This window comes from Xanthocytophaga flava, from assembly GCF_030068545.1.
Classification (GTDB): Bacteria; Bacteroidota; Bacteroidia; order Cytophagales; family 172606-1; genus Xanthocytophaga; species Xanthocytophaga flava.
In genome coordinates, this window is the sequence record NZ_JASJOR010000017.1 from 1 (window position 1) to 13902 (window position 13902).

At 37.2% G+C, this 13902-nt stretch carries 14 protein-coding genes; 5 read left to right on the plus strand and 9 right to left on the minus strand.

The genetic code is table 11. The features are described from left to right. Window positions 1–229 precede the first annotated feature (229 nt). Window positions 230–862: a hypothetical protein gene (locus QNI15_RS22750; protein ID WP_313994908.1), complete on the minus strand. Its 633-nt coding sequence runs from the start codon at window positions 860–862 to the stop codon at window positions 230–232. 275 nt (window positions 863–1137) lie between these two features. Here QNI15_RS22750 and QNI15_RS22755 point away from each other — a divergent pair, with 275 nt between their 5' ends. From QNI15_RS22755 to QNI15_RS39000, 3 genes are all read left to right on the plus strand, one after another. Next, window positions 1138–2184: a sensor histidine kinase gene (locus QNI15_RS22755; RefSeq protein WP_313994910.1), complete on the plus strand. Its 1047-nt coding sequence runs from the start codon at window positions 1138–1140 to the stop codon at window positions 2182–2184. After that, window positions 2184–2897, plus strand: coding sequence for a LytR/AlgR family response regulator transcription factor (locus QNI15_RS22760; protein ID WP_313994913.1), 714 nt, complete (start codon window positions 2184–2186; stop codon window positions 2895–2897). Before QNI15_RS22755 ends, QNI15_RS22760 begins: the two co-directional genes overlap by 1 nt. Before the next feature lie 425 nt (window positions 2898–3322). After that, the gene (locus QNI15_RS39000) at window positions 3323–3511 is read left to right on the plus strand and encodes a MepB family protein (protein WP_390902210.1); all 189 of its coding nucleotides are present in this window, start codon (window positions 3323–3325) and stop codon (window positions 3509–3511) included. A 350-nt stretch (window positions 3512–3861) separates the two neighbouring features. Here the strand turns inward: QNI15_RS39000 and QNI15_RS22765 are convergent, their stop codons facing one another. Beyond that, on the minus strand, window positions 3862–4755 hold the full coding sequence (locus tag QNI15_RS22765; protein ID WP_314004580.1) for a LysR family transcriptional regulator: 894 nt from the start codon (window positions 4753–4755) through the stop codon (window positions 3862–3864). 91 nt (window positions 4756–4846) lie between these two features. Between QNI15_RS22765 and QNI15_RS22770 the strand changes: the two genes are divergently transcribed. Next, entirely contained in the window at window positions 4847–5812 is a 966-nt protein-coding gene (locus QNI15_RS22770; RefSeq protein WP_314033704.1) for an alpha/beta fold hydrolase, read from the plus strand. Window positions 5813–6183: 371 nt separating this feature from the next. Next, window positions 6184–6684: a TetR/AcrR family transcriptional regulator gene (locus tag QNI15_RS22775; protein WP_314004577.1), complete on the plus strand. Its 501-nt coding sequence runs from the start codon at window positions 6184–6186 to the stop codon at window positions 6682–6684. 518 nt (window positions 6685–7202) lie between these two features. Here QNI15_RS22775 and QNI15_RS22780 read toward each other — a convergent pair. From QNI15_RS22780 to QNI15_RS22810, 7 genes are all read right to left on the minus strand, one after another. Further along, on the minus strand, window positions 7203–7754 hold the full coding sequence (locus QNI15_RS22780; protein ID WP_314033706.1) for a hypothetical protein: 552 nt from the start codon (window positions 7752–7754) through the stop codon (window positions 7203–7205). A 426-nt stretch (window positions 7755–8180) separates the two neighbouring features. Beyond that, entirely contained in the window at window positions 8181–8789 is a 609-nt protein-coding gene (locus tag QNI15_RS22785) for a class I SAM-dependent methyltransferase (protein WP_314004573.1), read from the minus strand. A 217-nt stretch (window positions 8790–9006) separates the two neighbouring features. After that, window positions 9007–10608, minus strand: a complete 1602-nt coding sequence (locus QNI15_RS22790; RefSeq protein ID WP_314033708.1) for an MFS transporter — start codon at window positions 10606–10608, stop codon at window positions 9007–9009. A gap of 122 nt (window positions 10609–10730) precedes the next feature. Continuing rightward, window positions 10731–11189, minus strand: a complete 459-nt coding sequence (locus QNI15_RS22795; RefSeq protein ID WP_314004570.1) for a GbsR/MarR family transcriptional regulator — start codon at window positions 11187–11189, stop codon at window positions 10731–10733. A gap of 191 nt (window positions 11190–11380) precedes the next feature. Then, window positions 11381–12121, minus strand: coding sequence for an SDR family NAD(P)-dependent oxidoreductase (locus tag QNI15_RS22800; protein ID WP_314004568.1), 741 nt, complete (start codon window positions 12119–12121; stop codon window positions 11381–11383). Window positions 12122–12199: 78 nt separating this feature from the next. Then, window positions 12200–12766, minus strand: coding sequence for a Crp/Fnr family transcriptional regulator (locus QNI15_RS22805; protein ID WP_314004566.1), 567 nt, complete (start codon window positions 12764–12766; stop codon window positions 12200–12202). Window positions 12767–12926: 160 nt separating this feature from the next. Next, window positions 12927–13685 (minus strand): SDR family NAD(P)-dependent oxidoreductase, encoded by a 759-nt coding sequence (locus QNI15_RS22810; protein WP_314004564.1) that lies wholly within the window; start codon window positions 13683–13685, stop codon window positions 12927–12929. Window positions 13686–13902 lie beyond the last annotated feature (217 nt).

The window sequence follows — 13902 nt, forward strand, 5'->3', positions numbered from 1 at the left end:
ACATACAGATAAAGCCTTACTTTGATGAACATACTCTATATAAGTAAGTTAGCCATATTCTATCACTCTTGTATTTTGTTGCCAATAAATAAAAAAGTCGGAAGATATTTCTTCCGACCATGACTGGAGCAACACCCAACCCTTTTCTTCTTTTAGAATTAAGATTGTAAATCTATAAATTATAACCCGTTTTCGTTTGTTCACAGAAAGCATACCTAAATTAGTATTACTACTCCTGTTTAGAAACTATAACAGAATCTTGCTGTAGTTTCTGTTTATTTTTGTCTGTTACAATAGGTTGTTCCTGAACTGGAAGATTTTGTATACTATAAGAATCTTTATTCTTCTTTCTTTGTATCTTATAAGTAAGAGGTTGATTATCAATATCGACTATGACCTGGCAAAAACTATCTATCAAACCTGAAATATCCAGACTACGGCGATACTGGCTCAGATTGGTAAACTCCTGATAGAGTACTCTGTCCTGGTTATCAACCATTCGGATTACATAGCGCAATCGATTGGGGTTATCAATTGTCACTTTTACTTTACCCAATTCATTCACAAACACATAGACCATGTACTTCTTATCCGGATCACTTACAGAGGTGGTATCTGACAAAGCAGGATTCTGCATAGATACAGGTTTGGAAGAAACATGCTGAAGATTGTTGTCTGCCAGAAGCTGATTGTCTTGCCCCTGAGTAATTTGCGGATGCAAAATCAAAGTCAGTAAACCAATACATATAAAACAATACTCTTTAAAGGTAGAGTAAAAACGAAGACTGGTAGCACCCTTTGTACTGGATGCAGATGCAGAATCAGAAACGACTGATGGAGAAATGGTTTGGAACGTTTTCATAATTTTGTAAAGGTTTAATTGAAAAAGGGAAAAAGTATTTTGATAGGCCGAAGTACGCTAAACTATTTTATCCAATCTGACAATTTAGACCATCGGCCATCCTTGCCATTTATATAACATCTGATACCTACCTATCGCAGTTGGACGAAAATACAAGCTGTTTGTCTGGTGCTTTTTACAGTTGAGGATTACAAATTTGTTGTTGGGCAAATTCTACAGTTTACCAGGAAAAAAAGTAGTAGATTTAGTTCTCAAATTGAAATAGTATAAAGAGGATGGCTCGTTTTAGTGCATTAATACCCTACAGGCAAGTGTGGGCTCAAAGCATTTTCTGGATAGGTTATTTCCTGTTTGAATGGCTGAATACTGGCGCTTATCTGGATAACTTTCAGCAAAGCTTGTGTCTGATTACGTTGCAAATTCCCTTGTTAATTGTAGCAGGATATTGGAATCTTTTTATTACAATCCGACACTTTTTACTCTCTGGCCGAACAACAGGCTTTTGGATGAGCCTGGCTGCAAGTATAGTGATCTTTGGATTACTTCGTCGTTATATTAATTATACATGGTACTATCCGGCTCATTATGTACAGGGATTAGAAAAACCTTTGTTGTACTGGCCCAAAATACTCGCAGAATCCATGCAGCTACATTTAGTAGTAGCTCTGTTTGTTGTGGTAGATCTGGTACGGCATGCCCTTAATCAACAAAGATTAAGTGAGAGGTATAAACGGGAAAAACTAGCAGCAGAATACCATCTGCTACAATCACAGGTACAGCCTCACTTCTTATTCAATACACTCAATAATCTAACTTCGGTGTCCATGCACCAACCAGCTCAACTACCGCATTTGCTGCATGGATTGGCAGGTTTACTAAGTTATCAGTTACACGAGAGCAATCGGCCTACGGTACCTTTGAACAAAGAAATAGCGTATCTAAATGACTATATATCACTGGAGCAAATCCGGTATGGAGAACGACTGGACGTACAAACAAACTTTCATGAGGTAAACCACTGGTCTGAACTGATGATACCACCTATGTTGCTGTTACCTTTTGTCGAAAATGCGTTCAAACACGGAGCTGCACGTTCTGAAGCAGCTTGCTGGATTCAGCTTAATCTGACTCAAACAGGTAATCGACTGGTCTTTTCTGTTGAAAATTCAGTGATAGAGGAACCCTTACCCATTCCTACAACAGGTTTAGGATTAGCTAACCTGAGAAAAAGACTGGAGATTCTCTTTCCAAATAATTACGAATTAGTTACACTACAAGAAGATAGTCAGTTTCTGGCAGTCTTAAAATTCACTATAAACTAATGGCTATACGTTGTTTTGTACTGGATGATGAACCTCTGGCAACTAATCTGCTGCAAGATTATATTAGCCGTTTACCAGATCTGGAACTGGTAGGTATATCCAACAGTCCCAGCCAGGCGTTAGGAACCTTGCAGCAAATGATGGTTGATGTGATCTTTTTGGATATTCAAATGCCTCGCCTGACAGGGTTTGACTTGTTACGTCCCTTGAGCTACAGACCTAAGGTAATTTTTACAACAGCTTTTAGAGAATATGCACTGGAAAGTTATGAGTTTGATGTAGTGGATTTTCTGGTGAAACCTATTTCATTTGAACGATTTTTGCAATCCATAGGCAAACTCTATCGGTTTTCGGCAGTGCCATTCACTCCTTCAGAAGTACAGGAACAACCCAATACCACAAGAGACTATCAGTATTTTAAGGTAGACAAAGAAATGGTAAAGCTGTACCTGGATGATATTCTATGGATCGAAAGTCTAAAAGATTATGTACGCATCCATACGGTTTCAGGATCAGTGGTTTCTTATCTACGTATTAGTTACCTGGAAGAAAAACTTCCTCCTAATCGTTTTATACGAATACATAAGTCGTTTATTGTAGCACTCAATCATGTACAGGCTGTAAGTGCAACGTATATCCGCGTTAACAATGTAGAAATACCGATTGGTCGAATATACAAAGCCAAGCTGGATGAAACTCTTCAGAAGAAGTAAATTCACATACAACTAAACAACTGTGTAAAGTGAACCTTTTCTTAAAATATATATCCGTAAAGTAAAGAACGTCTTCAAGTTGTTTTACAACATACTAAAAATTAATTTTAATATATAACTTTGAGGCAACCTCCTTTTGTTTACAGATACCGGGTTTCCAGTAAGGAACTAAGTCAAGGATGCGAAGAAGTTCTTTATCTGCTAATGTATATTGGCCTAAGTCCTTGTTTGGAATTACTTTTCGTAAAATGGGGTATCTTCCAGAAAATCAGAAAAAGCGCCACACTTATGCTATAGTAGGTTATTTATCAGTTACTTACGAGGGGAATTTTGTATTTAAGCTCTTATTCTGGCTTGTAACTTAGTAAATTTCTGAGTTCTTCTTCGAAAGCTTCTCGCGTTATAGTCTCCATGAAGCAATATTTATTTTCGATAAGACTATTCTTGCAAAGAAAGACATCATGTCTGTAATTGGAAAAAGAGAAAAAAAAGCGATAAGAGTTTATGCACCCTGGATAAAACCTGTAGTAAAACAGGTAATTCAGACTCAAGCATGGCAAACTCCATACCTCTTTCCTATGGATTCCGCAAATGAATTCCGCAAATGGTCATAACTTAGTATATTCCAGACGCTTTTTGTAGAGTAAGTCTTCTGTTAATGTCTACTCGTGCACACCTGTGGACAGTATACCTATTACATTTACTTGACGCATAAAAAGATTACTTAAGCACAACTAACCCTATGCGTAAAGCTATTACAAAGTAACTGTGGCTCTTTTTCTGTATCTGTGCGACGAACCAGTACTGCTAGAGAAGGTACTTTTTTTAGTAAGAATACACAATAAGGCTAGTTCATTGTCCGAATATGATACATTAGAATAACCATTGCCTTCCCTATGGCAATCAGCTACATCCCAGAATGACTACTTTAGCTAATGGACACATAAATGTCTTTCAGTTTTACTCATTCTCTGCAACCAGCAGCAACTCCTGTCTGCTCTTTATACAGGTTAATAAAAGCTTCCAATATTCTGGACTGAACTACATTATTTCTGTAGATCAGGACTGTGGTCATTGTCCCTAATTCCTTATTCAATGAAAACGTTTTGATATTCCTTCCTGCATAGTAACTAGTGAGAATTTCCTCAGGCAGTATGCTGATACCAAGGCCAGCCTCTACAAAGTTAATAATGCCGTCTATGGAATTGACAATGATTGGTTTATATTGTACAATACCTTTACCACTAAGCCAGGACTCCAACCGAGCCCGGAATATACATCCTTGGTCAAAAACAATGATTTTCGGGAAAGTATGCTGATTCAAAACAGCTGAAAGAGAAGCTGTATTCGACGGTCCGAGTATGACCAATTGCTCTTCTTTGATCAGTTGCTGCTGCAAACCGGACACGCTGATCGGGCCGGAAACAAAAGCAGCATCGACCCTGTAATCCAGCACATCCTGAATAAGTACAGAGCGCATAGCGGATTTAAACTCCAAGTCAATATGCGGATAGGCAGCACCGAAATCAGTAAGTATCTGGGGTACTTTAAGGGCCATAGTTGTTTCAATACATCCGATTTTCAGCAAGCCAGTCAAAACCTGTGTACTTTTAATATTGCTTTTGGCTTCGTCAAGCAGATTTGCAATTTGTTTGGAATAGTGCATAAGCACCTCGCCTGCAGGGGTAAGCAATACTTTCCTGGCATTGCGCACAAACAGAGTAGCCCCAAACTCCTCTTCAAGATTCTTCACGCGGGCTGTAACATTCGATTGTACAGTAAACATAGCTTCTGCAGCCTTTGTAAAGCTGTTGTAAGAGGCAACTGCCTCAAATAGTTTCAGATCATTTGTATTCATAAATCATAAATAGTGATTAAACTCATCATAATTAATCGTTTTTAATAATCAAATATCTGAAATACTTTTGAATCATCAAAAAAGAAAAATCATGGAAAAAAGCATAGCCTTGTTAGTGAGCCTTATTCTATCAGGGACATATCTAACGGGATATGCACAAATAGTAGATCATTTAAATCAGAAAAGTATGAAAACTAATTTAGTTCATTTCCACACTACTAGTGTCAATGGGATCAACATCTTTTATCGTGAGGCAGGTCTTCTGGGTGCTCCGGTTATCCTTTTATTGCATGGCTATCCGACCTCGTCGCATATGTTCCGAAATCTGATACCGATGCTGGCTGCCCACTATCATGTGATTGCACCTGATCTACCCGGCTTTGGCTACTCCGATATGCCAGATCGTAAACAATTTATCTATTCATTCGATAACCTGACCAAGACCATGCAGGGATTTATTGATAAACTAGAACTTAAACGTTTTGCTCTATACGTATTTGATTATGGTGCGCCAACAGGTTATAGACTGGCCATCGCAAATCCGGAAAAGATCACTGGCATCATCTCCCAGAATGGTAATGCGTATAAGGAAGGACTAAGTGAGGGCTGGAGTGAGATCCGGAAATACTGGCAAAATCCAACTCAGGAAAACAGGGAAGCATTAAGGAAATTTACTGCTTTAAAAATCACCCGCTGGCAGTATGAGGAAGGCGTAGATGACAAATCGCTTATCGCACCAGAAACGTACACCTTAGATCAGCATTTTTTGGACCGGCCGGGAAATGTAGAGATTCAGCTCGACCTCTTAAGCGATTACCGCAACAACGTTGACTTATATCCAACGTTTCATACCTACTTCAAAGTCCATCAGCCTCGACTACTAGCAGTCTGGGGAAACAAGGATCCTTATTTTCTGCCCCAAGGAGCACAAGCATACAAAAGGGACATTCCTGGAGCCGAAGTAAAATTTTACAATACTGGTCATTTCGCTCTTGAAACCCATTTAAAAGAGATAGGTGCAGACATCCTGGCTTTTATGGAAGCCTTGCCAAAATAAGGCCATTATGCACAATAAAGCTCTTTGCTGATATCGGTTTAACTAGTTAAGTATAACTATATAAGAAGTGAAAATTTTGGGTAGAAATTGCAGTATGTTTACTATCAGATACTTGTATTGCATTTCTTTCCCGAAAATCAGGTTTTATGCTTCAAAGTACTACTTATTCAGTTAGAAACTGCCGTTTTTAGTCAGGTTGTAAGAAGAACCTCATTAACGAGTATGGAAATAGACATAGATTATGTAAATATAGATTATTTTTCTACACGCAAGTTATAGCACTTTTGTACGATCTTTTAATTTAACCTAATAAATAAAATTTTACGAGGTAATTTTTATCCTACATTGTAAGAATGACTAATGGCCAGTTTATGAAAGCGGGTTCAAAACATTTTCCTAAATCGCACAGAAAACAACAAATTATCACAACAACAGATACTGTTTTAAAAGAAGTAGGCGCCACTGATTTCACGGTTGACCAGATAGTTGACCGCAGTGGCGTGGCCGAAGGTATCAGTTATAAATACTATAAAAGTAAAGACGATATCCTTGCCGAAGTGAGCGTTAAAGCCTTGGAGCTGTTATTAGATTATTTCAAAACTGCTCTCCAGAAAGAGAAGAATTTACCGGAGGCCACAAAAGGATTAATCATGGCCTACTATCACTATTATTTAGATCATCCCAGATACTTTGAGCTTATTCTTTATATGGAAAGACCTGACTTCAATAGCAGCATCAGGAACTATTTAGTGATAAGCAGGGAATTAAGAGACTTTTTCACAAAACATATAGAGAACTGCCAGGCCGCAAATGTAATTAAAAAAGACGTAGATGCGACCTATTGTACGTATATGATATGGGGAAGCTTATGAGATTAATGAATTTTATTGAATCAAAGCAGGTCTTTATTGAAGACATCGAAAAGATAAAGAGAAAGCAACTATTTGAAGCATATGCTGAAACAGTGATGGTTGGATTGAGGGCATAATTTTTTTGTGCATAAAATGACTGACAGTCATTTTATGCAGTTATGTACATGGCACATAAGCTCAAACCTGAAACACAACAGAAAAGTAAAGCCAAGTAAGTACTTGCCCTATGATAGTTTAACTTATTAATAAGTGCTTTTTTGACTTAACTATTTAAGAATCAGACAATAAAGCAAAATGAATAATATAAACTAATTAGGCTTAAGTACTTATCTAGTTACAAGTAAGCAAAAGAAGAATACCGGTTAACTACTTTCATCTTAAGTGATTGGTTTAACCAACTGTCCACCGCGCTCATTCATTGATTTTGCAAAAGAACATGAAAAGGAATTTTTGAATTTACAATAAACGAGGAAATCAGAGGGATTTTATGAATTGTACTCTCTGATGGAGGCTGTTAATCAACAAATTTTGTCCTCTAATAACTGACACTCAAAACCCATATTGTTGATCAGTTTGATAATAGCGGATATATTAATTTGCAATCCTTCTACTCTTAAAATATTATGCTGACATGGAAACAAGTGTATTTTTTCATATTCTACATCATAATTAATTTTCAAATCAGGAAAAAAATCTTTTAGCTTCCTTACTACATGGTTATTTTCAGTATCACTTTCAATGTTTGTTATTAAAACTTCTACTAAACTCTTATTCACCACAGCTCCAGTTAAATTGCCTTCATAAACAGCATGCGTTACTGATGGCTTCATGCTATTGTTTTCACCACAGGCAAATACACTCATAATGGTATCTTTTTGAAATGGACTCACTTTGATATGCCCTTGCTTACTGTATTTACAACCTGGCAAGATGGACATTAAAAAAGGTTTCTTAATGAGTGAAGAGGCATAAAGGGTATTAAAACCTTTTTTAAAACTATCTGTAACAAATACCTGCTTCATTTTTTCTTTTTCATATTCTATTTCCATAATCGGATTAGCCTCGGCCATAATAGGTGTTACTATCATTTCAACACTCTGCTTGCTTATCTTTATAGCTTTTTCTTCTGTACAATTTGCCTTGCCACTCGTAAGTAGACCTGTTTATTATTATACCTAAATGCATTTAGGTATGCTATCCACTACAATTTGTTCTTGTTTTGCGGACTTTTGCATTAAGATCAAAATGATTTCTATTTTCTGTTCAACAATAGATCATTATTGGTCAGCGTTAAGCAATCTTTCAATCAAAGGAAACATCTCTTTTTCAGTTCTGATTTTTTCTGGTCGTATTGATCTCATTTTTTGTCACTCTGCTATTTTAGCCACTTTACTATTTTAGCCACTCTGCTATGCTGACTTGCTTTATGTACTTTGATTGTCTTACAGTGAAAAAAGTTTATATAGTTGTTGACTTATGATGAATTCAACTCCGTTTTATGGTACTCTTTTAAAACATGTGATCAAATAAAATGGATGATTTTCGGTCACTTCTGTAATATGGGTTAATCCATACTTTCCAAACTCCTTTTGAACTGAAGTTTCGTCATAGAAAAAGATTTTAACTCCACCAAACTGTTCATAACGATCTTTACTCAGATACGTACCCTGACCATATGAATGCGCTTTCTTAGATATTGCTGTAAAGACCATATACCCACTGTCAGATAATTGCTTGTAGCAATCCTTAATAAATTTAGTTCTTTCATTTTCGTCTAGAAGATGAATTAAAGCATGGCTAAAAATACCTTCATAACGATCACTGTCAAAAGGCATATCGGTTACAGAACCATGGTAAATTTTCATGGTTGAGCCAAAATGCTTTTCAGCCAGCTCGATTGCTGTTTTTGAGATCTCGATACCTGTAACCTCCATTGTTTTGATCAGAAAGGCCTGTGCGTTTCGGCCATATCCTATTCCGGGGATGAGTACCTTTTTCACTCCTTTGTCAACAAACATCTCGGCTGTCAACAAAGCTGAGTGAGTAGGATCAAAGCCCCACATTTCCTGCTTGTCTTTAAATGCCTCTTCCCAAAATTCTCTCATTCTATTCTCTATTTTGCTTTGAAGAAATGCCCTGATATAGTAAGATAAACTCTGATATGGCAAGATCTATTAATGAACTGATCTCCATTTTAAAAGAAGTGACTCTGTTTTTTTTTGATTCGAAAACAACTTTATTGACAGAAATGAGTTTTGGAAAGTTGTGTCCAGGTATTTTAATTCAACTTCTTTTTAGCTCATGGATTGATTCTAAAAGTTATCAGAAACCGTTTTCATTAGTGATGGACGGAACTGTAGTGTAATGAGTTGCTTCCTTATTTTTTTCAGGGCCTTTTATCAATATATAAATAAACAAAGCACTCATAAATCCCACACCAATCCACATCGCTTGTTGCCAGCCGCTTACAAAAGACTCACGGGCAATACGAATAACAATTTCAGCCTTTGTTCCTGTACTCGGAGCAACTGCCTGTGCATGTGCCAGTCCTTCTTTTACTCTAGTAATCAATTCCTTTGGAAACCCAGACAGCTTTTCACCAATGGCTACCCTGTATTGCGCACTTACCAATGGTCCCAAAAGGGCTACCCCTAAAGCTGTTCCCAATTCTCGTGTAATATCATTTAAAGCAGAGGCCACGCCTTGCCGATCCGCCGGCAATGAAGAAGTAATGGCTTCTGTAGATGGTGTCATCGAAAACCCCATTCCTAAGCCCATTACAAGCATACCTGGCAGAATGGATACATAACCGCCTTCGACAGAAACCAACTGCCCCATTAATAGCGCACCTATTGCTCCCAACGCGATTCCAAAAGCAATTGTATATCGGCTACCCACTTTTAGTACCAATTTGGGGGCTAAAGCTGAGCTAAGCATCATTAACACAGCCATAGGCATCATCCCTATTGTGGATCGTAAGCCTGACCAACCCAGTACACCTTGAAAGAAAGGAAACAACACGATGAATATGCCTGCCTGTACACCAAAAACAGTTAACAAGGTGATAGAGCCACCTGACAAATTACGTTTACCAAACAAACGTACATCCAATAGTGCACCCTGATAACCAAGTTCCCAAATGATAAATCCAATGACAGCGAGGATTCCAATAAAAAGACTTGAAAGTACCAAAGGGGCAGTCCAGCCAAGCCCTGGTGCTTCATGTAAACCATATACCAGAAACGCAATAGCTATAACAGATAATAGCGAACCCACAATGTCAAATCTATGCTCCGATTTTTCTATTGAATCAGGTATAAAACGTATTGTCATGATAATGGATATCACCCCCAATACAACAGGCAGTAAAAACAGCCACCTCCAGCTTGCAACATCGACCAGCAGGGCAGACAGGTACATACCCAAAATTCCACCGCCACCAGCCACGCCGGTCCAGATACCTATTGCTTTGGAGCGTTCTTCGCTGGGAAAAGTTGAGGTAATTACAGCTAATGTTATAGGCATAATCAAGGCAGCTCCAATACCTGTCATTAAACGAGCTAGTAACATAATAGCAACATTTGTGGCTATTGCTGACAACATACTGGCAGCTCCGAATATAACAAGCCCCATTAGTAACATCTTCTTCCTTCCCAAACGGTCGCCAACCGCGCTCAATGGCAATAGTAATGCTGCCAGTGTAAGAGCATATATATTGATGATCCAAAGTACAGTGCTCTGGGAGATGTCAAATTCTAAAGCAAGCATAGGTTGTGCAACGTTTAGTCCGCTCACAGAAGCAATAACAGCCATTAACGCTATACACACTGAAATGAGTATTTTTTTTAAATTAACAGGAGTTGTTTGACTGAGAAGCACCTGCTGCTTACTTTCTATTATTGTATGGTTTATTGTAGGTTTCATTGTTATCCTGATTTTTTATTTTAAAGCTTACTTCTTAAAGCGTTTATGATGAATCAATCTTCTTTTTAAGTTCATTTTAAACTATTTAGTTCAATAAAAAATGAACCAATAAGGCAAAAAAATCATTTTTTATCTTCCCATTTTTTAATTGCAATCATCAACTCTTTGTAAATAAAATCTAAAAATTCAGTAACCTGTTTCAGGTCATGGTTAAATGTCTGCGTTTTGGGGTCTCTAACTTCCAATATTTCCTTTAATATGCTGTTGAGTTCATCAAACTTTTCAAAATTGTCTTTAGTCATACTCGTCCAGTTATTCATCTTACAACGGAAATACCTCTTCTTATCACCTAATTTGGTAATATATTCAACATGATTTGTCATCATCAGTCTGTTCAAAGCTGTACTTGTTCCACCTTTGCTAAGGTGCAAGGTCTCCATAATTTCTTCAAAGGTTAATTCAACTTTATCTGCCACTAAAAAAAGCCCCCACACTCGGCATTCTGCTGGAGGTAGTCCATATTTTTCATTCAGGACGCCAAACCGCTCAATTAACTCTTTTTGTTTTTCGGTTAAAACCATAGTTTTAGTTACTCTTCTTAAGTATGATGTAAAAGTAACAGGGTTTTTACAGTTCAGCAAATAATGAACTAACTTTTTTTTATTTTTTGTGTAAAATCAAATTCACTTCACACAAATAACAAGTTGTAAGTTCCTAACAAACCTAAAAGAGGTTGGCTTGCCAACCTCTTTTTTCATCAGACAGATACATTTTACCAGGCGATTTCACCCGTCTGGGGATTTGTTTCTTCACTGAAAAATTTACCTGTCGGTCCATCCTGGTCAATCAATGCATATTTAATAATTCTGTTGGCGGCAATATCTACTTCACCGCCATTGAAGAATGTAAAATCAGTCTTTGTCAGTCCTGGACAAACCGCATTTACTTTAAAATTTGTATTACGCAACTCATATGCTAACTGTACCGTGTACATATTCAATGCCGCTTTGGATATGGCATAAACGCCGTATTTGGCATAATTATAGGCAGGCCATTGTGGATCACTTTGTAAGGATAGAGATCCTACACTGGTACTCACATTAACGATTCTTGGTTGTGAAGCATTCCGTAATAAATCTATAAACGTCTGTGTGACACTTGCTACCCCGATTACATTGGTTGTAAGTGCATCCAGATATTGACTGGTTGTGGCCTCAAGAACAGTATATGGACTACTTCCTCCATTGATACCCGCATTATTAATGAGAATGTCAAGTACCTGTGTTTTTATACCCATTTCTTTTCGTGCATTCCGGATGGATGTATCATCGGTGACATCTAATTGTATTGCCTGAGCATGGATTAATCCTTCTTCATGCAATTTCTTTACAGCTTCTAAACCATTTTCTAATTTTCGGCTGCCGATAAATACAGAAAAACCTTTCTGTAAAAATTGTCTGGCTGTTTCAAAGCCAATACCCTTGTTAGCGCCTGTGATTAATACTGTTTTCATATTTTATAATTGTTACGTTTTCCATGCAAAATTGAGGGATTCAACTGCCTAATTTTTTACCAAATGGTAAAAAGTAAATTACCGGATGTTTTTTCGTATTCTGCTTAAGGATTGTTGTGTTATTCCCAAGTAGGAGGCAATATAGGAGAGAGGAACACGATTGATAATTGAGGGATAATTTTCCAGGAACTCTAAATATCTTGTAGTAGCGTCTTGCGATATGACAGGACCTTTCCTGGATTTTTGGTACATACATAGTTGTACCATCTTACCTTTAATGTTATCCCATCCAACTATAGTATGAGAGAGTTCCTCCCAATCTCTTTTGGAAAAGACAATGAGACTGCAATCTGTAACAGCTTGAAGATACTCAGCAGAAGAAGTATTTGCCTCAAAGTTAACATAGTCACAGACTAAGCTGTTTTCACTAATAAAACAACGTGTAATTTCTTCACCCTTGTTATTATAGTAACAACCCCGAATAACACCATCAAAAATAAATCCAACCTGTTTCGGAATTTTTCCAGCTTCCGAAAAATAGTTATCTTTATCTATTTTTAGTGTTTTTCCTTTATTTTCGATAAGTTCAATTTGTTGCTTGTTAAGGCTTCCAAATTTGAGAATATATTGAATCAGTTCTTCCATGAAAACAGATTGAAATACTATTGTTCTCCTTTACTATTGTTTTCTTATATGAGTATACATCCAGTTCATGTTTAGGGATAGGTATGTGTTATAACTTGATGGTGGTCATACAACTTTAATTTTTTATTTAGTTCACTCCCTTCCACTTATTGAATGATAGTTATTGAATGATAACACTCATACCTCCATCAGCCATTACGATAGATCCTACCATGAAACTAGCCCTGTCAGAAGCTAAAAATGCAACGACTTCTGCGATTTCTTCAGGTTGGGCAGCTCTTTTAATTGGAGCACGCTTACCATGATCAGCTAAAAATTTGCGTCCATCGGGATTATGCTCATTGATAAGATTTGTGATAACATCTCCCACACCGACAGCGTTTACTCTAATATTATGTTCGATACTTTCTACAGCCATCGTTCTGGTCAGTTGAGCCAATGCCCCTTTGGAACTTGCATATGCGGCTATTGTTGGGAAAGTATAAAAGCAAGCATAAGATCCGATGTTGACAATAGACCCTGTTTTGTTAGATATCATCACTTTAAGTGCTTCCCGCGAGTGAAGAAATGCACCCGTTGTGTTGGTATTCATCACCATATTCCACTCTTCCAATGTAGTATCCACTGTAAGCTTGTTAATAATACGCCCTGCATTATTGATCAGAATGTCCAACTGACCAAATTTTTCTATTGCAAATGCTACTACATTGATCGCTGTCTCCTCAAGAGTTACATCCCCAACAAAAGGCACTATATTTTCATAATCCTTTCCGAGATCTTTAACATCATCGTTGTAATCTTCAGCTATAACTTTTGCACCCATCTGATGGAACAAAATAGCAATTGCTTTACCAATGCCACTGGCTGCACCCGTAACGATAACTACTTTGTCTTTAAATTCTAAGTTTCTATTTTCCATACGTTTGTTGTTTAAAATTTCTCAATACGAAATTGAGTCATTAAACACAGATGTTATTTATCAAATGGTAAAAAATAAGTGATGCAAAATACCTTATGCAAAATACCTTTGATCATCCCACTGTTGAAATCAAGGAAGCTATTAATAAAACTAGCATCATCTTTAGCTTACACCATAAGCCAGAGACTGGTCCTAAAGCTTGTCCTCCACTCTAATC

Excerpts from the sequence above, each read along its gene's own strand:
- QNI15_RS22765 (WP_314004580.1), bottom strand. The coding sequence starts at position 4,755 with ATGAATACAAATGATCTGAAACTATTTGAGGCAGTTGCCTCTTACAAC.
- QNI15_RS22785 (WP_314004573.1), bottom strand. The coding sequence starts at position 8,789 with ATGAGAGAATTTTGGGAAGAGGCATTTAAAGACAAGCAGGAAATGTGG.
- QNI15_RS22805 (WP_314004566.1), bottom strand. The coding sequence starts at position 12,766 with ATGGAAGAACTGATTCAATATATTCTCAAATTTGGAAGCCTTAACAAG.
- QNI15_RS22770 (WP_314033704.1), top strand. The coding sequence starts at position 4,847 with ATGGAAAAAAGCATAGCCTTGTTAGTGAGCCTTATTCTATCAGGGACA.
- QNI15_RS22775 (WP_314004577.1), top strand. The coding sequence starts at position 6,184 with ATGAAAGCGGGTTCAAAACATTTTCCTAAATCGCACAGAAAACAACAA.
- QNI15_RS22810 (WP_314004564.1), bottom strand. The coding sequence starts at position 13,685 with ATGGAAAATAGAAACTTAGAATTTAAAGACAAAGTAGTTATCGTTACG.
- QNI15_RS22760 (WP_313994913.1), top strand. The coding sequence starts at position 2,184 with ATGGCTATACGTTGTTTTGTACTGGATGATGAACCTCTGGCAACTAAT.
- QNI15_RS22750 (WP_313994908.1), bottom strand. The coding sequence starts at position 862 with ATGAAAACGTTCCAAACCATTTCTCCATCAGTCGTTTCTGATTCTGCA.
- QNI15_RS22780 (WP_314033706.1), bottom strand. The coding sequence starts at position 7,754 with ATGGCCGAGGCTAATCCGATTATGGAAATAGAATATGAAAAAGAAAAA.
- QNI15_RS22755 (WP_313994910.1), top strand. The coding sequence starts at position 1,138 with ATGGCTCGTTTTAGTGCATTAATACCCTACAGGCAAGTGTGGGCTCAA.
- QNI15_RS22800 (WP_314004568.1), bottom strand. The coding sequence starts at position 12,121 with ATGAAAACAGTATTAATCACAGGCGCTAACAAGGGTATTGGCTTTGAA.
- QNI15_RS22795 (WP_314004570.1), bottom strand. The coding sequence starts at position 11,189 with ATGGTTTTAACCGAAAAACAAAAAGAGTTAATTGAGCGGTTTGGCGTC.
- QNI15_RS22790 (WP_314033708.1), bottom strand. The coding sequence starts at position 10,608 with ATGAAACCTACAATAAACCATACAATAATAGAAAGTAAGCAGCAGGTG.